This is a genomic window from Bradyrhizobium sp. I71 (genome assembly GCF_022354745.1).
GTDB classification, from domain to species: Bacteria; Pseudomonadota; Alphaproteobacteria; order Rhizobiales; family Xanthobacteraceae; genus Bradyrhizobium; species Bradyrhizobium liaoningense.
Genome location: NZ_CP059398.1, coordinates 3,559,432 through 3,575,808 on the forward strand (window position 1 = coordinate 3,559,432; position 16,377 = coordinate 3,575,808).

The 16,377-nt window shown below is 64.5% G+C and carries 18 protein-coding genes and 1 tRNA gene; 9 read left to right on the forward strand and 10 right to left on the reverse strand.

Annotated features, from left to right (window positions below; all coding sequences use genetic code 11):
* Positions 1 to 33 precede the first annotated feature (33 nt).
* The gene (locus FJV43_RS17265; protein ID WP_239628779.1) at positions 34 to 846 is read left to right on the forward strand and encodes an enoyl-CoA hydratase; all 813 of its coding nucleotides are present in this window, start codon (positions 34 to 36) and stop codon (positions 844 to 846) included.
* Positions 847 to 956: 110 nt separating this feature from the next.
* Here the strand turns inward: FJV43_RS17265 and FJV43_RS17270 are convergent.
* Positions 957 to 1,032: transfer RNA gene (locus tag FJV43_RS17270), tRNA-Ala, on the reverse strand.
* A gap of 187 nt (positions 1,033 to 1,219) precedes the next feature.
* Here FJV43_RS17270 and FJV43_RS17275 point away from each other — a divergent pair.
* The 3 genes from FJV43_RS17275 to folD are packed head-to-tail and all read left to right on the forward strand — an operon-like array spanning position 1,220 to position 2,766.
* Complete coding sequence (locus FJV43_RS17275; RefSeq protein WP_135165759.1) at positions 1,220 to 1,510, forward strand: YggT family protein; 291 nt, start codon at positions 1,220 to 1,222, stop codon at positions 1,508 to 1,510.
* Between the two features lie 16 nt (positions 1,511 to 1,526).
* On the forward strand, positions 1,527 to 1,871 hold the full coding sequence (locus tag FJV43_RS17280) for a DUF167 domain-containing protein (protein ID WP_239628780.1): 345 nt from the start codon (positions 1,527 to 1,529) through the stop codon (positions 1,869 to 1,871).
* A gap of 10 nt (positions 1,872 to 1,881) precedes the next feature.
* The gene (folD, locus tag FJV43_RS17285; protein ID WP_239628782.1) at positions 1,882 to 2,766 is read left to right on the forward strand and encodes a bifunctional methylenetetrahydrofolate dehydrogenase/methenyltetrahydrofolate cyclohydrolase FolD; all 885 of its coding nucleotides are present in this window, start codon (positions 1,882 to 1,884) and stop codon (positions 2,764 to 2,766) included.
* A gap of 134 nt (positions 2,767 to 2,900) precedes the next feature.
* Here the strand turns inward: folD and ppa are convergent, their stop codons facing one another.
* Together ppa and FJV43_RS17295 are read right to left on the reverse strand one after the other, a co-directional pair.
* Entirely contained in the window at positions 2,901 to 3,437 is a 537-nt protein-coding gene (gene ppa, locus FJV43_RS17290; protein ID WP_124161935.1) for an inorganic diphosphatase, read from the reverse strand.
* Between the two features lie 178 nt (positions 3,438 to 3,615).
* Positions 3,616 to 4,125: a GNAT family N-acetyltransferase gene (locus FJV43_RS17295; RefSeq protein ID WP_008136728.1), complete on the reverse strand. Its 510-nt coding sequence runs from the start codon at positions 4,123 to 4,125 to the stop codon at positions 3,616 to 3,618.
* Between the two features lie 267 nt (positions 4,126 to 4,392).
* Here FJV43_RS17295 and FJV43_RS17300 point away from each other — a divergent pair, with 267 nt between their 5' ends.
* Genes FJV43_RS17300 through FJV43_RS17315 form a run of 4 tightly spaced genes read left to right on the forward strand, consistent with a single transcriptional unit; the run spans position 4,393 to position 7,491 of the window.
* Positions 4,393 to 5,292 carry an alpha/beta fold hydrolase gene (locus FJV43_RS17300; protein WP_239629451.1) on the forward strand — a complete coding sequence of 300 codons (900 nt, stop codon included), beginning with the start codon at positions 4,393 to 4,395 and terminating at the stop codon, positions 5,290 to 5,292.
* Positions 5,289 to 5,756 (forward strand): DUF2269 domain-containing protein, encoded by a 468-nt coding sequence (locus FJV43_RS17305; RefSeq protein WP_239628784.1) that lies wholly within the window; start codon positions 5,289 to 5,291, stop codon positions 5,754 to 5,756. The genes FJV43_RS17300 and FJV43_RS17305 overlap by 4 nt, the downstream gene beginning before the upstream one ends.
* 8 nt (positions 5,757 to 5,764) lie before the next feature.
* A complete protein-coding gene (locus FJV43_RS17310; protein WP_239628785.1) occupies positions 5,765 to 7,084 on the forward strand; it encodes an SDR family oxidoreductase in 1,320 nt (439 codons plus the stop codon).
* Positions 7,084 to 7,491, forward strand: coding sequence for a thiol-disulfide oxidoreductase DCC family protein (locus tag FJV43_RS17315; RefSeq protein ID WP_239628787.1), 408 nt, complete (start codon positions 7,084 to 7,086; stop codon positions 7,489 to 7,491). Before FJV43_RS17310 ends, FJV43_RS17315 begins: the two co-directional genes overlap by 1 nt.
* 36 nt (positions 7,492 to 7,527) lie before the next feature.
* Here FJV43_RS17315 and FJV43_RS17320 read toward each other — a convergent pair whose 3' ends face one another.
* The 6 genes from FJV43_RS17320 to FJV43_RS17345 form a co-directional block, all read right to left on the reverse strand.
* Positions 7,528 to 8,772 (reverse strand): NAD(P)/FAD-dependent oxidoreductase, encoded by a 1,245-nt coding sequence (locus tag FJV43_RS17320; RefSeq protein WP_239628789.1) that lies wholly within the window; start codon positions 8,770 to 8,772, stop codon positions 7,528 to 7,530.
* Between the two features lie 96 nt (positions 8,773 to 8,868).
* Positions 8,869 to 10,695 carry a translational GTPase TypA gene (typA, locus tag FJV43_RS17325; protein ID WP_239628790.1) on the reverse strand — a complete coding sequence of 609 codons (1,827 nt, stop codon included), beginning with the start codon at positions 10,693 to 10,695 and terminating at the stop codon, positions 8,869 to 8,871.
* A gap of 237 nt (positions 10,696 to 10,932) precedes the next feature.
* Positions 10,933 to 11,220 carry a hypothetical protein gene (locus FJV43_RS17330; RefSeq protein WP_239628792.1) on the reverse strand — a complete coding sequence of 96 codons (288 nt, stop codon included), beginning with the start codon at positions 11,218 to 11,220 and terminating at the stop codon, positions 10,933 to 10,935.
* Positions 11,217 to 12,659 carry a radical SAM protein gene (locus FJV43_RS17335; protein ID WP_239628793.1) on the reverse strand — a complete coding sequence of 481 codons (1,443 nt, stop codon included), beginning with the start codon at positions 12,657 to 12,659 and terminating at the stop codon, positions 11,217 to 11,219. Before FJV43_RS17335 ends, FJV43_RS17330 begins: the two co-directional genes overlap by 4 nt.
* On the reverse strand, positions 12,640 to 13,356 hold the full coding sequence (locus FJV43_RS17340; RefSeq protein WP_239628795.1) for a prolipoprotein diacylglyceryl transferase family protein: 717 nt from the start codon (positions 13,354 to 13,356) through the stop codon (positions 12,640 to 12,642). The genes FJV43_RS17335 and FJV43_RS17340 overlap by 20 nt, the downstream gene beginning before the upstream one ends.
* Positions 13,357 to 13,422: 66 nt before the next feature.
* Positions 13,423 to 14,187 carry a helix-turn-helix domain-containing protein gene (locus FJV43_RS17345; protein ID WP_239628797.1) on the reverse strand — a complete coding sequence of 255 codons (765 nt, stop codon included), beginning with the start codon at positions 14,185 to 14,187 and terminating at the stop codon, positions 13,423 to 13,425.
* A 179-nt stretch (positions 14,188 to 14,366) separates the two neighbouring features.
* Between FJV43_RS17345 and FJV43_RS17350 the strand changes: the two genes are divergently transcribed.
* Positions 14,367 to 14,750, forward strand: a complete 384-nt coding sequence (locus FJV43_RS17350) for a response regulator (protein WP_239628798.1) — start codon at positions 14,367 to 14,369, stop codon at positions 14,748 to 14,750.
* A 3-nt stretch (positions 14,751 to 14,753) separates the two neighbouring features.
* Here FJV43_RS17350 and FJV43_RS17355 read toward each other — a convergent pair whose 3' ends face one another.
* Positions 14,754 to 16,295 (reverse strand): alkaline phosphatase D family protein, encoded by a 1,542-nt coding sequence (locus tag FJV43_RS17355; protein WP_239628799.1) that lies wholly within the window; start codon positions 16,293 to 16,295, stop codon positions 14,754 to 14,756.
* Between the last annotated feature and the right edge of the window lie 82 nt (positions 16,296 to 16,377).

A 16,377-nucleotide genomic window follows, 5' to 3' on the forward strand; every position in this document is an offset into this window, starting at 1 on the left:
ACCAATGCGTGCCGGCCGACAAGGGAGAGCGCCGTGGCCTACGAACACATTCTCTACGAGGTGAGCGACAGGATCGCGACCATCACGCTGAACCGTCCCGACCGCATGAATGCGTGGACGCCGATCATGGAGCGCGACGTGCGTCACGCGATGGAAGCATCAAACGCCGATGACGATGTTCGCGTCATCGTGCTCACCGGCGCGGGCCGCGCCTTCTGCGCCGGCGCTGACATGGATGCGCTCAAGGGATTGGATCCCGACGACGTCAGACGCGCCTCGAACCTGCCGCCCTTCGACATGAATCGCCGGCCGGATTGGCAGACGCGCTACGGCTATTATCCGTCGATCAAGAAGCCTGTGATCGCCATGCTCAATGGCGCCACAGCCGGCATCGGACTCGTGCACGCACTCTATTGCGACCTGCGTTTTGCTGCCGACAACACCGTGTTCACGACCGCCTTCGCGCGGCGCGGCCTGATCGCCGAGCATGGCATCAGCTGGATGCTGCCGCGGATCGTCGGCCACGCCAATGCGCTGGATCTGTTGCTCTCGGCGCGGCGCGTATCGAGCGAGGAGGCGTTGCGGATCGGGCTGGTCAACCGGCTCTGCTCGCCGGAGAAGCTGCGCGAGGAGACCTACGCCTATGCGCGCGACCTCGCCGATTTCGTCTCGCCGAGCGCCATGGCCGTCATCAAGCGTCAGCTCTACGAGGTCCCGTTCCAGACGCTTGCCGAGGCGACGATCGAGGCCAACCGGGAGATGATGGTGGCGTTGAACGGGAGTGATTTCAGGGAAGGCGTCGCGAGCTTCATGGAGAAGCGGCCGCCGAGGTTTACGGGGAGGTAGGGGATCTATCAGCTACAGCCCGTCTTCGCCTTGCGGGCTTCGCCGGACACCACGCTTCGCCCTTCGGGCTCCGTCGCGGCAGCGCCACGCGTAGCCCGAAGGGCGAAGCGTGGTGGAGCCAGGCGGGATCGAACCGCCGACCTCGTCATTGCGAACGACGCGCTCTCCCAGCTGAGCTATGGCCCCTTTGCTGGCCGCTCTGGTGAATGCGGCCGACAACCGGGCGCCATTTAAGTCCCCGCCAAGGTCAAGTCAAGGACGGGCGTAACCCGGTTTTAGCCATTCCGGTGCCCGAACTTCCCTTGTTTGGGCCGGGGGGAACCGATATCTAGCAAAAGCCGTCAATCCCGACCGACCCAGAGTTTTCAAAGCCATGCGTGCCGTTCTCGACATCGTCATCATCGTGCTCGACCTCTACGTCTGGCTGCTGATCGCTTCCGCGATCCTGTCCTGGCTGATCGCCTTCAACGTGGTGAACACCCGCAACCAGTTCGTGTCGGCGGTGGCGGAGTTCCTGTACCGGATCACCGAGCCGGTCCTGGCGCCGATTCGCAATCTCCTGCCCAGTCTTGGCGGCCTCGACATCTCGCCGATCATCCTGATCCTGATCATCATGTTCATTGAGCGGGTGATCCTGTACTACATCTACCCGAACGTGATCTGAGACCGCTGGAGCGCCTTTGGTTGCCAAGGAAGCTCATAAAGATCCCTGGCGCTACTCGGCCACAGGAATCAGCATCGCTCTGAGGGTAACGCCGCGCGGCGGCCGCGACGACATCGACGGGATCGAGCAACTCTCGGACGGGCGTACGGTGCTCAAGGTGCGGGTGCGCGCCATTGCCGATGGCGGCGAGGCCAACAAGGCCGTCCTGGTGCTCCTCGCGAAATCGCTCGGCGTGACCAAGGCCAGCGTAAGACTGCTATCCGGAGCTACCTCACGGTTGAAGCAGATCGCGGTCGACGGCGATCCGGCGCGGCTCGGAGAGGCCCTTCGCCAGCTTGTGTCGGCCAAATCGAAAGACTGAGGGAACTGACATGACGGCCAGGATCATCGATGGAAAAGTCATTGCCGCGGAGCTGCGCGCCCGGGTCGCTGAGGAGGTCGCCAGGGTCGGGCGCGAGCACAACCTGATCCCCGGCCTTGCGGTGGTCCTGGTCGGAAACGATCCCGCCAGCGAGGTCTATGTCCGCTCAAAACACACCCAGACCCAGGCTGCGGGGATGGCGTCGTTCGAGCACAAGCTGCCGGCCGACGTCTCGCAGGCAGACCTGCTGGCGCTGGTCGCAAAGCTCAATCGCGATCCGGCCGTGCACGGCATTCTCGTGCAATTGCCGCTGCCGAAGGGGCTGAATACCGAAGCCGTCATCAACGCCATCGATCCTGCCAAGGATGTCGATGGCTTGCATCCGAACAATGCCGGTCGGCTTGCCGGCGGCTTCGAGGCGCTGTCGCCCTGCACGCCGCTCGGCTGCATCATCCTGACGAAGAGCGTGCATGCTTCGCTCGAGGGCATGAACGCCATCGTCATTGGCCGCTCCAACCTGGTCGGCCGCCCGCTGGTGCAGCTGCTGTTGAATGAAAACGCCACCGTCACGATCGCGCATTCGCGCTCGCGCGATCTGCCGGGTCTCGTAAGGCGCGCCGACCTCGTCTATGCCGCGGTCGGCCGGCCCGAGATGGTGCGCGGGGATTGGCTGAAGCCGGGCGCGACCGTGATCGACGTCGGCATCAACCGCATCCCGAAGGACGACGGCAAGACCCGTCTCGTCGGCGACGTCGCCTATCAGGAAGCGCTTGGCGTTGCCGGCGCGATCACGCCGGTGCCGGGCGGCGTCGGCCAGATGACGGTGGCGTGCCTGCTGGTGAACACGCTGCGCGCAGCCTGTGCGATCGCAGGGCTGCCGAAACCGGCGGTGTAAGTAAACTCTCGTGTCCCGGACGCGGCGCGGCATGAAATGACGCGACGCTGAGCCGGGACCCATGGCGCCACTGTACTGGGCCTCGGCTCAGCAGCGCATCGTTTCACGCTGCGCCGCGTCCGGGGCACAGAAGCCTAGCCCTTCTTTTTCTTCTCGCGCTCGATGCCTTCGAGGATCAGCTTGTGCGCTTCCTCTGCGCCGCCCCAGCGCAGGATCTTCACCCATTTGCCCTTCTCGAGATCCTTGTAGTGCTCGAAGAAGTGCTGGATCTGCTGCAGCGTGATGTCCGGCAGGTCGGAATAGCTCTTCACCTTGTCATAGCGCTGCGTGAGCTTGGACGACGGCACCGCCAGGATCTTCTCGTCGCCGCCGGCTTCGTCTTCCATGAACAGCACGCCGACCGGACGCACGCTCATGACGGCGCCGGGAATGATGGCGCGGGTGTTGATGATCAGGACGTCGCAGGGATCGCCGTCATCCGACAGCGTGTGCGGGATGAAGCCGTAGTTACCGGGGTAACGCATCGGCGTGTAGAGGAAGCGGTCGACCACCAGCGTGCCGGCCTCCTTGTCCATCTCGTACTTGATCGGTTCGCCGCCCACGGGGACCTCGATGATGACATTGACGTCGTGTGGTACGTTTTTCCCGATCGAGACCGCATCGATACGCATTCAAGGCTCCGTTGTTGCCGAGGTGAAATCGCGCCCGGCAGCGATTTTGGCGCTGTCATACGCGGGCTTGGCCCGCTGATCCATCGCGTTTTTGTGAAATAATGAATCCTGCGATCACCGGCTCGAAAGGCGACGGTATCGACGGACGGAAAACGCTGCCGGGTACGATTTCAGCAGCTCAATTGGTCCAAGCGAAGGCAACCTTGTCGAGCGACTTGGGCCCGAATCGCTCGGAAGAGCGCGCCACCATGCGGCCGCCCAGGGCACGGTAGAACTCCGTGGCCGGATCATTGTCCGAGAGCGCCCACACCACCATGCTCTTCAGCCCGCTCTGCATGAGGTCGCGGCGGGCGGCAGCGAACAGGCGGCGGCCGAAGCCGAGACCCTGGAATTCCGGTCGCAGGTAAAGCTCGTAGATCTCGCCGTCGAAATGCAGGCTGCGGGCGCGGTTGCGGCCGTAATTGGCATAGCCCGCGATCTTGTCACCGAACACGAGCACGCTGACGCGGCTGCCCTTGCGGATCGCGCTGTCCCACCACTGCGGACCGCGGCGGTTGATCAGCTTTTCCAGCTCGGCGCCGGGAATGATGCCCTGATAGGCCGAGCGCCAGGCTTCGTCATGAGTGGACGCCACCGCAGTTGCATCTGCAGCTTTGGCCGGCCGGACCTCGATCAGGGTTGTGCTCATGGACACGATCAAACCAAGTCACCGCGCCGGCGGCAAGACCTATCGTTAATTATCGGTTAACCTGTGGACTTTCTGCATCAGTATTTCGACTATGTTGTGCCGAAAGAGGACAAGCCGCTGCCTCGAACCGCAACCGCGTGCCGCGCGCCGGTGCAAAACTACGTCTCGGCGGCGAGGGGACGGCAATGGCAACGCAGAAAGTCGGCCGAAATTGATTCGTTCCTACTAATCTGGCTGTCGCTGTTCGCGTTCGCCTTCGGCCAATTCATGCGGCTCCTCAATACCATCGCGCTCGTGCCTCTGCTGGCTTTGCTAACTGCGTCCCCTCTCTGCGCCGAGGTCACGTTTGGCCCCTCGGGAGGGGAGAGCGAACCGTTTCGCCGGCAAGCGTGGCGGGTGCCCGCGCCGGATACCGACCTTGCCGCGCGTGCTCTCCTGTTTCGTCCCCCGGGCCCGGGTCCGTTCCGACTCGCGGTGATCGCGCACGCCTCGACGCAGAACGCGCTGCGTCGTGCGCAAATGCCGCAGCCGGAATACCGTCCGCTCGCCGCCTATCTCGTCGCGCGTGGATTTGCCGTGCTGGTGCCGGAGCGGCTCGGCCATGGTGCGACGGGCGGCCGCTATGTCGAGGATCAGGGCGGATGTGACGAGGCCGACTATGTGCGCTCGGGCCGCGCAACGGCCGACGCGATTTCGCTCGCGCTGGGCTTCTTGCGAAAGCAGGATTTCATCCGCAAGGATGCCGCGATCGTGATCGGCCATTCCGCCGGTGGGTGGGGTGCGCTGGCGCTCGCCAATGCCGATCCGAAGGTGATCTCCGCGATCACAGTGTTTGCGCCGGGGCGCGGCGGCCATGCCAATGATGAGCCGAACCGCATCTGTGCGCCGCATACGCTGCTTGCCGCGGCGGCGGAGTTCGGCAAGATGGCGCGCATTCCCGTTACATGGCTCGTTGCAGGCAATGACAGCTATTTCGCGCCCGCATTTTCGCAGAAGCTCGCCGATGCATTTCGCGGAAGTGGCGGCAACGCCGACCTGCGCCTCCTGCCGGCCGTCGGCAGCGAGGGCCACTGGATGATCGAGACCGAAGCCGGCGTCAAAGCCGCAAGCGCCGAGCTCGAACGCGCACTGAACCCGCCCAAGCCAGTGGCGACCAAGAAGCCATGACGCTGTATTTCCTGGTCAAGTTCCTCCATGTGCTCGGCGCCATCGTCATCCTCGGCACAGGAACCGGCATCGCCTTCTTCATGCTGATGGCGCATCGTACGCACGACGTGGAATTCATCGCGCGTACCGCTTCCGTGGTGGTGATTGCGGATGCGATCTTCACTCTGTCGGCGGTGATCCTCCAGCCCGTCAGCGGCGGCCTGTTGATGATGTTGTCTGCCACGTCGATTACGGAACGCTGGCTGCTCGCTTCGCTGGCGCTCTACGCTATCGCCGGCCTGTTCTGGATCCCCGTCGTTTTCATGCAGATCGAGATGCGCGACCTCGCGCGCAAGGCCGCCGCTCAGCGCAGTGCGCTGCCACAGCGCTACCACGCCCTGTTCCGCCGCTGGTTCGCATTCGGCTTTCCCGGCTTCGGGGCGACCATGCTGATCCTCTGGCTGATGATCGCAAAACCGTTCTGAGAGAAGCGATGAGTGAGCGAACCATTTTGGTGCTCGGCGCCTCCGGCCTGATCGGCCGCTTCGTCACCGACGATCTGCGCGAGCGGGGATTTAGTGTTGTCGGCGTGGCGCGCAGCCTGTCGTCGGCGCAGAGAATGAGCGCGCTGGACATCGAGCTGCCGATCCTCTCGCTCGATACGGCCGCGCTGATGCGTCTCCTCAGCGAGCATGCCGTCGATGTCGTGGTGAACTGCCTCGGCGTGCTCCAGGATGGTCCCGGCAGCAGCACGAGCGCGGTGCATCGCGATTTCGTCGCGCGCCTGCTTCAGGCGATCGGCGGCAGCGGCCGCGCGATCCGGCTGGTGCATATCTCGATTCCCGGCACCGCCGAGACGGATCGCACCGCCTTCGCCACGACCAAGCGCGAGGCCGAGCGCCTGATCGCGGCCTCCGGCATTCCCCATGCCCTCCTGCGGCCTGGCTTCGTGGTTGCACCGGCAGCCTATGGCGGCAGCGCCATGCTCCGCGCGCTTGCCGCCTTCCCGGTCGATTTGCCGGCAAAGGAAATGGCCACGCCATTCCAACCCGTCGCGATCGAGGACATTTCGGCGACCATCGCCTGGCTCGCCGCACGCGACGCCGACGATGCCGCCGTGAAGGCGGTGAGCTGGGACCTGATGCAGGCGGAGCCCGTCACGATGGCTGGAGTCATCGAGCCGTTTCGCGTCGCGTTCGGCACGGCCGGCTGGCCGCGTGTCGCGATGCCGCGCTTCATGCTCGATCTCGGCGCAAAGATCGGCGATCTCGCCAATCATCTCGGCTGGATGCCGCCGATGCGTTCCACGGCCATCGCAGAGCTGCGCCGCGGCGTGCGAGGTGATCCCACGGTCTGGATCGCCGCCACGGGCATCGCGCCGAAGCGGCTGGCTGATGCGCTCGGGCGCCATCCCGCCACCATCCAGGACAAATGGTTCGCGCGGCTGTTCCTGGTCAAGGCGCTGATCTTCGCGAGCCTGGTCGCATTCTGGCTCGTCTCCGGCTTCATCGCCCTGTTCGTGTCCTACCGCGCCGCCGCCGGCATTTTGAGCGCGCATGACTTCCCGCCCGCGCTCGTCGATCCCATCACCATCGGCACCAGCCTGATGGATATGGGCATCGGCATATTGATTGCCTTCCGCCGGACCGCGGCGATCGGGCTGGTCGCGGGCATCGTCGCCTCGCTCGGCTACATGGTTGGCGCGGCGATCCTCACTCCCGACCTCTGGATCGAGCCGCTCGGCGCGCTGGTGAAGACGGGACCGGCAATCGTGCTGATGCTCGTCGCGCTGCTCATGCTGGACAATCGCTGATGAGCAAGTGGCCCGACGATGACGTGATCCTGTTCGACGGCGTCTGCATCTTCTGCTCGCGCTGGGTCCGCTTCGTCGCCAGGCGCGACACGGCGAAACGGTTCCGGTTCACGCCGATCCAGTCGGATTATGGGGCTCGGCTTGCGCGCACGTTCGGCATCGATCCGGATGATCCCGACACGAACGCGGTCGTCCACGGCGGCGAGATCTTTATGAAGTCAGATGCCGCGCTGACGGTGCTATCGCAGCTGCCGGGATGGAGCTGGGTGCGCGTATTGTTTGCCGTGCCAAAACCGGTGCGGGACCCGATCTACAGCCTCGTCGCGCGCAACCGCTATCGCATCTTCGGCAAGTACGATGCCTGCTTCGTGCCTGATGCCGATCTGCGGGCGCGGGTGATCGAGTAGCGCGTCATTGCGAGCTCGCAATGACGGCGTGTGCGGTTACGGCTTGCCCAAAACCGCCAGCACCTCCTTCGCCGCCCGCTCGCCGCTGTCCCGCGCGCCATGCGCCGTCGTGAAGAAAGTCGGCGACGTCGCTTCGCCCGCGAAGAACAGCCGGGCATCGACCGGTGCGGCCAGCACCGCGCGATCCCCGGCGTGCCCCGGCAGCGCATGCGAATAGGAGCCTCTCGCGAACGGATCGCGCGCCCAGCGGGATTCGCAGAGCGGCCTCAGCTTGCGCCTGATCTCGTTGCCGAGGAAGCCCGCGATCTCGTCGATGCTCTGCGCGGCGATGGCGCCGTCGCCGGCATCTTCCAGCTCGCGCGCAAAGCTGCCGCCGAAGAAGCCCTCGATGCAGGGCTGGCCGAACGGGCGGATGTGATAGGTGCCCATGTCCGTGCGCATGGTGGCGCCACGCAGATTGGCTTCCTTCGGAAAGGCTTCGGCGTCGTCGAGCGCCAGCGTTACCTTGTCGTCGACGCCCAGCGGCAGACCGGCTGAGGCATCGACCTTGGCGGGGAGCGGCGGCGAGAAGCGAATCGCCTCGAGGGCGATCAGATTGGTCGGCACGGTGACGATCGCCTTGGCCGCGGTCAGCGTGCCACGCGACGTCTCGATGCGGATGCGCTTGTCGGAATGGTCGATCAGCGTCACGTTGCAGTTCAGGGCCACCGGGCAGGGTGCACCATACGCTGCAACCAGCGCGCCATAGCCACGGCGGACGCGCCAATTGAGGCCGGTGTCCTCATAGGCGTCCCAGTCCAGCGTGGACATGTCCTTGAGTTCGCAGCCGTTGATGTAGGTCGAGATCGCGTCGATCATGGGATTCCAGCGATTGCCGGCCTCGAGGCTCAGGCTCGCGGGTTCGTCCTTGCCCTTTTGCGCGGCTTCCCACAGGCGCTCATAGAACGCGTCCATCGCGCGCATGAAGTCGTCGCGCTCGGCCTGCGGAAAAGCGTTGCCGAAGGCGCGCTCGCGCCAGGGCGGCAGGTCCTTGTTGACCTCGAAATCGAGTTGTCGCGCGATCGGCACGAAGGAGTTCTTGTCCGCCGAATGCAGCCAGCCGCAGCCGACGTCGAACGTCACCTCGGGCGAGGCCTGCACGGTCCAGGCCCGGCCGCCGAGCCGGTCACGGGCCTCCAGCACGATCACGGAGAGGCCGGAGCCTCGCAGCGCATGCGCCGCGCCAAGGCCGGCGGCACCGGCGCCGATGATCGCGACGTTGACGGAGGAGGGAAAGGACATGGCGAATGGCGAGTAGCGAATGGTGAGTAGCGTTATAGCAGAGATGCTGCGCGGGGTTTCCCCCTATTCGCTACTCGCCAATCCCCATTCGCCCGGTTACGCCACCGCTTCCTTGGCCTTTTCCGCGCGCTTGCGCTCGTTGGGGTCGAGGTGCTTCTTGCGCAGGCGGATCGACTTCGGGGTCACCTCGACGAGTTCGTCGTCCTCGATATAGGCGAGCGCCTTTTCCAGCGTCATGCGGATCGGCGGGGTCAGGCGCACCGCTTCGTCCTTCGAGGTCGTGCGGATGTTGGTGAGCTGCTTGCCCTTGAGCACGTTGATCTCGAGATCGTTGTCGCGGGTGTGCTCGCCTACGATCATGCCTTTGTAGACCTTCCAGCCCGGCTCGATCATCATCGGGCCGCGGTCTTCCAGCTTGAACATGGCGTAAGCCACCGCCTCGCCCTGGTCGTTCGAGATCAGGACGCCGTTGCGGCGGCCCTGGATCTCGCCCTTGTACGGGGCGTAACCGTGGAACAGGCGGTTCATGATCGCGGTGCCGCGGGTATCGGTGAGCAATTCGCCCTGGTAGCCAATCAGGCCGCGGGTCGGCGCGTAGAACACCAGACGCAGGCGGTTGCCGCCGGACGGCTTCATCTCGATCAGCTCGGCCTTGCGCTCGCTCATCTTCTGCACGACGACGCCGGAATGCTCCTCGTCGACGTCGATCACGACCTCCTCGACCGGCTCCATGGTGGCGCCGGTGGCCTCGTCCTTCTGGAACACGACGCGCGGGCGCGACACCGAGAGCTCGAAGCCCTCGCGGCGCATGGTCTCGATCAGGATCGCGAGCTGCAATTCGCCGCGGCCCGAGACTTCCATCGCGTCCTTGTCGGCGGCTTCGACCACACGCAGCGCGACGTTGCCCTCGGCTTCGCGCAACAGACGGTCGCGGATCATGCGGCTCGTCACCTTGTCGCCTTCGGTGCCGGCGAGCGGCGAGTTGTTGACGATGAAGGACATCGACACGGTCGGCGGATCGATCGGCTGCGCCGGCAGCGGCACCTCGACGGTCGGATCGCAGAAGGTGTCGGCGACGGTGCCCTTGGTCAGGCCGGCGATGGCGACGATGTCGCCGGCTTCGGCTTCATCGAGCGGGGTGCGCTCGAGGCCGCGGAACGCCAGGATCTTGGTGATGCGTCCGGACTCGACCAGCTTGCCCTCGGCATTGAGCACCTTGACCTGCTGGTTCGGCTTGAGCACGCCGGACGAGATGCGGCCGGTGATGATGCGTCCCAGGTAGGGGTTGGCTTCGAGGATGGTGCCGATCATCCGGAACGGGCCCTCTTCGACCTTCGGCGGCGCGACGTGGCGCAGGATCAGGTCGAACAGCGGCTCCATGCCCTTGTCCTTCGGACCCTCCGGGCTGTCGGCCATCCAGCCCTGCTTGGCCGATCCGTAGAGGATCGGGAAGTCGAGCTGCTCCTCGCTGGCGTCGAGCGCAGCGAACAGGTCGAACACCTCGTTGATGACTTCGGTCGGGCGCGCGTCGGGGCGGTCGACCTTGTTGATGACGACGATCGGCTTCAGGCCGACCTTGAGCGCCTTGGACACGACGAACTTGGTCTGCGGTAGCGGGCCTTCCGCGGCGTCGACCAGGACCAGCGCGCCGTCCACCATGTTCAGGATGCGCTCGACCTCGCCGCCGAAATCGGCGTGGCCGGGGGTGTCGACGATGTTGATGCGGGTGTCCTTCCACTGCACCGAGGCTGCCTTGGCCAGAATGGTGATGCCGCGCTCACGCTCCAGGTCGTTGGAGTCCATGGCACGATCGGTCACCTTCTGGTTCTCGCGGAACGTGCCGGACTGCTGGAGGAGCTTGTCGACCAGGGTCGTCTTGCCGTGGTCGACGTGGGCGATGATGGCGACGTTACGGAGGTTCATGGGAGAGCTTCTTTGCGTTCGAACAATGGGTTAAGCGCGATCTCGCCGGTCGGACCGGGACCTCTTCTCGAAACAACGCTGGAAGACTGGAAACGGGCGCTCGCCGCCCAAAAGGGAAGCCCGGCCATATCGACCGGGCACCCTGCGCGTTGCGGCGCAATATATGCAAAAACGGCCAAAAAACAATGTGTTCTTTGGCCGTTGGTTGACTGAATTTTGTCCGGGAATTCCCGGAGCTTAAGACCGGGTTCCTGGGTGAGCCGGGGCCTTTCGGCCCTTGATGGCGGCCCAGATCAGGGCAACGCCCCCGATCCCGACGACCAGCCCAAGGAAGACCAGCGGCGCAATGTCGGAGGCGATCTTGCCATCCTCGAACACCGAGATCCCGCCGAAGAGCAGCGCACAGGCACCCGGCAGCAGCAGCATGATCCCGAACATCGCCATGAGCGCGGTCAGGCAGCCGCTGCGCTTTTGCGCCGGCGGCGGAACGGGAGGCGCGGGCGGCGGTGTTTCGCTGATGCTCATGCCTCCAAGACCCCTTCGGTCGCCTGAGCGGCCAACCCGGCGCGGATGCCGTCGATCTTTCCGTTCCGGTAGAACAAATTGTAGGTGTCGAACGGAATGATCGCGCCCTGCTCCGTCACGAAATGGATGCAGCTGCGCTTGACGTTGCCGACGCAGAAATTGAAGCGATCGAGGAATTGCACGATGGTGACGCGGAAAACATTCTCGTAAGTGAGCCCCTGCGGCACCTCGAAGCTCGGCAGGCAGCACAAGAGTTCGCAGACGCGCTCGCTCGTGTTCAGCGGCCCCGACGACAGCGAGAACAGGTCCAAGAACTTCTCCTGGAATTTCTCCCGCAGCATCGGATATTTTTCCGGGCTGATGGTGTTGGGCATCACTGCAACGAGCTGCTCCTGCGGGATCAGCGAGGTCAGCGGCAATACCTTCTCGCCGTTGCGCAGGCCGTAGCCGATCGAGATGCTCTCGGGATTGCAGGGCAGCGGGATCATGTCCTTGTCGCCGAACACGCCGGTCTCGATGACGCGCTTGCGGATATCCGACAGCATGATGCGGTCTGTGGTCTTGTCGAAATTCTCGTTGCGCCCGGCGTCCTGCACCGGCTGCAGCGTGACGCCGCGCACGCATTTCCAGGTCAGGGCATGGCGGACGATGTCGCCGATCTCGGCGTCGTTGACGCCGCGCTTGATGGTCGCGACCAGCGTGGTCGACACGCCATAATGCTCGAGATTTTCCAGCGCCTGCTGGCGGATTTTTCGCAGATCCGCGCCGCGCAGATCGATCAGCGCATCGCGCTGAAGCGAATCGAACTGGAGATAGACCTCCAGCCCGCGCCTGTTCTCGGCGAGCCGCGCCACAAAGTCCTTCTCGCGGGCGATGCGCAGGCCGTTGGTGTTGATCATGACGTGGCGGATCGGGCGGGCGCGCACCGCGTCCAGGATCTCGAAGAAATCCGGATGCAATGTCGGCTCGCCGCCGGAAATCTGCACCAGATCAGGCTCGCCTTCGCTCGCCACCAGCGCGTCGAGCATCCTCTCCACCGTCGCGAGGGGCGTGAATCTCGTTCGTGCCGGCGCGGATTCGGCAAAGCAGACAGGGCAGGTGAGGTTGCAGTGCTCGGTGATCTCGATCAGCGCCAGGCAGGAATGCTGCTCGTGGTCGGGACAGAGGCCGCAATCATAGGGGCAGCCGAATTCCGTGCGGTGCTGGACTTGCAGCGGCCGGTCGCCCGGCTTGATGAAATCCTTGCACAGCCGCCAATAGGCCGCGTCCGTCGACACCAGCGTCGACTGAACGCCGTGCTCCTTGCAACGCTTTTCGTACCAGACCTCGTTGCCAAAAATCTGGATCTTGGTCGGCGCCAGCTTCAGGCAGGTCTCGCAAAGGGATTGGGTCTGGCCCCAGAAGATGTAGGGACGCGACTTACGCAACGGCGCGTTCATGCAGGGATCTCGCTTTGGCCGCCGTCGCCAGCATGAATGCGGCGTAGAGCAGGATGGACAGCGACAGCAGGTGAAACAGCGTGAAAGGACCGATCAGCGTGCCGTAGGGCTTGAGGAATTCCCATAGGAAGCGCTGCGCTCCATAATAGGCGAGAACCAGGTAGAAACCATTGGTGATGGTGAAGGCGTTTCGGTTCAAGACCGCCAGCACATAGACAATCGCGAATACGGCCATGGCTGCGCTCTCGTAGAGCTGGACGGGATGGCGAAGGACGCCGTCGCCGAAATCATGGCCGAAAGGCAGCGCCGTCGGCGTGCCGTAGGTGAAGTCGTCGAGGCCCGCGAAGTAGCATCCGAGGCGGCCGATCGCGATGCCGAGCGCCAGCGGCAGCGCAAACCGGGCGCCGGTTCGCACCGCGATCCCTGCGGACCATTTGTAGAGCTCGATCGCGACGATGCCGCCGGCCAGCGCGCCCTCGACCGAGCGCGCGATGCCGCTCTGTCCGGACAGCCACAGATTGGCCGACCCGAACAGATAGGCGCCAATTCCGGCGCCGAACACCAGCGCGGCGATATAGGGCAGCTCGAAGGATTGCGCCGGAAACTGCAAGCCCCGTCGCGCCAGCCAGTAGACGGCCACCGCGGCCGCCAGCCACGCTGCGATATCGAACAGAGTGTGAAGGAAAGCCCCGCCCATGCGGGAGGGAGCATAGCACGATCACGTTCAGAAAAGCGTGCCGCGCATTGCTGTGCCCTCAGGCCGCTACCCCGCCTCCCGCTCCTCGGTTGGATAGACGCCGCGCAGGACCTCCTCGAAGTGCATCTTCACGGCATCGTTGCACAGGCAGGCGCGAAGCTTCAGGCCATCGCGGCTGCGAACCAGGATCGAACCGCGCCTCGTGTCGAGAATTCGCTCCGCCTTGAACGACTGAAGCACGCGGCTGGCATAGCTGCGCCCGACCCCGAGCAGCGTCGCGAGTTGTTCGTGGGTCAGCGGCACACTGGTCTCGTCGCCGGTCCGCTCCATCGCCGCCAGGATCCATTTGGCGGTCCGCTGCTCTATCGAATGGATCGCGTTGCAGGCGGTCGACTGGAAGATCTGGGCCAGCATGCAATCGGCATAGCGGGCAAAGATGTTGCGCAGCGACGCCGAGCGCAGCTTGGCCGCTTCCAGCTTGGCAACGTGAATGCGCGCAAACGGCCCGCCGAACTTCACGCAGATCCGGGTATAGGCCGGCAGAAATCCCTCGCTGACGATGCCGCCCACCGCGCCTTCGCGGCCGACCAGAATGGTTTCGACGTCGCGGCCGTCCTCGTTGGGGACGAGGAAGGTCGCGAGCGACGGCCCGCAGGGGAAGTGGACGACCTGCACGTCATCGCCGGGATTATAGAGCAATTGGCCCGCTGCGGAGTCTTCGAAAGTCACGTGCGGCGCAAGGAGGGCGTAGTCGGCCTGGCTCAAACGCCGCAGCAGATTGTTGGCCGGCCGGCTCTCGACCTCGGTGACCTTGCCGATACGCGCATCCATCGTGAAACTCCCGTCCTTCCTCCCACCTTAGCGAGTTCCGCGCCACCCCTGTGTGCACAAGTGGACAGACTGAACAACGATGATGTGGTGAGTTTCGTTCCGGGAACCCTCCGATGCGCTGCGCGCAGGCATCGTGTCGCGGCAGTCCTGATCCTAAAACCCCAACGCAAGATGCGATCATGGCACCCGCACTTTCCAACGGCTCAGGCTGGCCGGCCGATGTTCTGATCGTCGAGGACGATCCGATCATCGCAATCGATTTCGAGGACCGTCTGCTCGGATTTGGTGTGACCGGCGTGCGGACCGTCGGTTCGGTGACGCAGGCGCTGGACGCCATTACGAAGCGTACGCCCGACTTCGCGCTGCTCGATGTCGAGCTGATCCGCGAGACCAGCTTTGCGGTCGCCGAGCGGCTGACCGCGCTGGAGGTTCCGTTCGTTTTCGTCACCGGCTATGGCGCCGAGGCGCGCATTCCGCCCGAACTGGCGGGCCGACCGCGGTTGCAGAAACCGTGTTCGAGCGATGCGCTGGAAGCGGCGCTCAAGCTACGCGCCGCCAATTAGCAATTAGCCTTGCTTCGGATCGAGCGTGGTCGACCACAGCGCCACATCAGCGCGGTCGCGCAGGGTCACCGTCATTTGACCCGAGGCGCCGTCGATCTTGACGTGACCGAAGAACTGCATGCCAGCTGACGGCGGCAGGTTCTGGCTGTCCTTGCCTGGTGCCTTGACGAAGCGAACCTCGGGGCCAAAGGTGTTGTCGAGCGCGTTCGGACCGAACGTACCGGCGTGCAGTGGACCCGACACGAATTCCCAGAACGGCTCGAACTCCTGGAACTGCGCCTTGTTCGGATCGTAATAATGCGCGGCGGCGTAATGCACATCCGCGGTCAGCCACACCGTGTTGGTGACCGGCGCCATCTTGATGAAGCGGAGGATGTCGGCGATCTCGAACTCGCGACCACGCACCGGACCGTCGCCCTGTGCAATGGCTTCCGAGCCACCCTTCGGCGTGTCCGAGACAATCAGGCTGATCGGCATGTCTGACGCGATCACCTTCCATGTCGCGCGCGAATTGAGGAGGCCGCGCTTGAGCCAGGCGATCTGGTCCGGACCGAGGAAGGAGCTGGCGGGGCCGTAAGCGGTCTCGAGATTGGGCCCGTTCGGGCCGCGATAGCTGCGCTCGTCGAGCACGAACACGTCGAGATGCGGGCCGTAGGCGATCTGGCGATAGACCCGGCCGGGCTCCACGATGCTTTCCCGCATCGGGTACATCTCGTGGAAGGCGCGCCCCGCGCGGGCCGCGAGCAGCGAGATGTCGCGCACCTTGTAGGCGGCCGGCAGCTCCTTCGACAGCGACCAGTTGTTGGTCACCTCGTGGTCGTCCCACTGCACGAAGATCGGTACTTCGGCATTGAAGGCTCGAAGGTTCGCGTCGGTGAGATTGTATTTGTGCGCGGCGCGGTACTCGTCCAGCGTCTCCGCGACCTTGGCCTTCTCCGGGATCGTGACGTTCTTCCAGACCTTGCCATCGGCGAGCTTCACCTCGGATTGGATGGGACCGTCGGCATAGATCGTGTCACCGGAATGCAGGAAGAAATCCGGCCGGTGCTTGCGCATCGCCGAAAAGGTGAACATGCCGCCGTCATCGGGATTGATGCCCCAGCCCTGGCCGGCGACGTCGCCGCCCCAGACGAAGCTGACGTCGCGGCGGTCGGCCGGCGCGGTGCGGAAGCGGCCGACGACCGGCTCGCCCTCGACCGCGCTGTGCGAGAGATCGCGGAAGCGGACGCGGTAAAAAATGTCCTGGCCGCCCGGCAAATTCTCCAGCAGCATTTTTGCCGTGAAGTCGCTCTCGGGCAGCGCGGCGATCGGCGGCAGCGCACGGGCATCCCTGAACGTATCAGTCGTCGCCACCTCGACCAGCATCTGTGCCGGCCGGTCGGTACGCGCCCACACCACGCCGCCATCGACCGTGACGTCGCCAGACTGCACGCCATGAGTGACCGCCGGCCGATCGGCCGCGCGCGAGAGATACGGCATTGCCATCGTGCCGAGCGCACCGGCGCTGGTGGCGAGGAAGCGGCGGCGGGAGAATTTGATGTCCATCAAGATGGCTCGCTGACTGGCGTAGCTTTCGCTGTCATTCCGGGATGGTGCGCCAGCACCAGGGTTCGATGCTGGCGCATCG

What these genes read in the sequence shown, in the direction of transcription:
- FJV43_RS17275 (WP_135165759.1), top strand. Translation starts at nt 1,220, where the DNA reads ATGCGTGCCGTTCTCGACATCGTCATCATCGTGCTCGACCTCTACGTC.
- folD (WP_239628782.1), top strand. Translation starts at nt 1,882, where the DNA reads ATGACGGCCAGGATCATCGATGGAAAAGTCATTGCCGCGGAGCTGCGC.
- ppa (WP_124161935.1), bottom strand. Translation starts at nt 3,437, where the DNA reads ATGCGTATCGATGCGGTCTCGATCGGGAAAAACGTACCACACGACGTC.
- FJV43_RS17295 (WP_008136728.1), bottom strand. Translation starts at nt 4,125, where the DNA reads ATGAGCACAACCCTGATCGAGGTCCGGCCGGCCAAAGCTGCAGATGCA.
- FJV43_RS17300 (WP_239629451.1), top strand. Translation starts at nt 4,393, where the DNA reads ATGCGGCTCCTCAATACCATCGCGCTCGTGCCTCTGCTGGCTTTGCTA.
- FJV43_RS17305 (WP_239628784.1), top strand. Translation starts at nt 5,289, where the DNA reads ATGACGCTGTATTTCCTGGTCAAGTTCCTCCATGTGCTCGGCGCCATC.
- FJV43_RS17310 (WP_239628785.1), top strand. Translation starts at nt 5,765, where the DNA reads ATGAGTGAGCGAACCATTTTGGTGCTCGGCGCCTCCGGCCTGATCGGC.
- FJV43_RS17315 (WP_239628787.1), top strand. Translation starts at nt 7,084, where the DNA reads ATGAGCAAGTGGCCCGACGATGACGTGATCCTGTTCGACGGCGTCTGC.
- FJV43_RS17320 (WP_239628789.1), bottom strand. Translation starts at nt 8,772, where the DNA reads ATGTCCTTTCCCTCCTCCGTCAACGTCGCGATCATCGGCGCCGGTGCC.
- typA (WP_239628790.1), bottom strand. Translation starts at nt 10,695, where the DNA reads ATGAACCTCCGTAACGTCGCCATCATCGCCCACGTCGACCACGGCAAG.
- FJV43_RS17330 (WP_239628792.1), bottom strand. Translation starts at nt 11,220, where the DNA reads ATGAGCATCAGCGAAACACCGCCGCCCGCGCCTCCCGTTCCGCCGCCG.
- FJV43_RS17335 (WP_239628793.1), bottom strand. Translation starts at nt 12,659, where the DNA reads ATGAACGCGCCGTTGCGTAAGTCGCGTCCCTACATCTTCTGGGGCCAG.
- FJV43_RS17340 (WP_239628795.1), bottom strand. Translation starts at nt 13,356, where the DNA reads ATGGGCGGGGCTTTCCTTCACACTCTGTTCGATATCGCAGCGTGGCTG.
- FJV43_RS17345 (WP_239628797.1), bottom strand. Translation starts at nt 14,187, where the DNA reads ATGGATGCGCGTATCGGCAAGGTCACCGAGGTCGAGAGCCGGCCGGCC.
- FJV43_RS17350 (WP_239628798.1), top strand. Translation starts at nt 14,367, where the DNA reads ATGGCACCCGCACTTTCCAACGGCTCAGGCTGGCCGGCCGATGTTCTG.
- FJV43_RS17355 (WP_239628799.1), bottom strand. Translation starts at nt 16,295, where the DNA reads ATGGACATCAAATTCTCCCGCCGCCGCTTCCTCGCCACCAGCGCCGGT.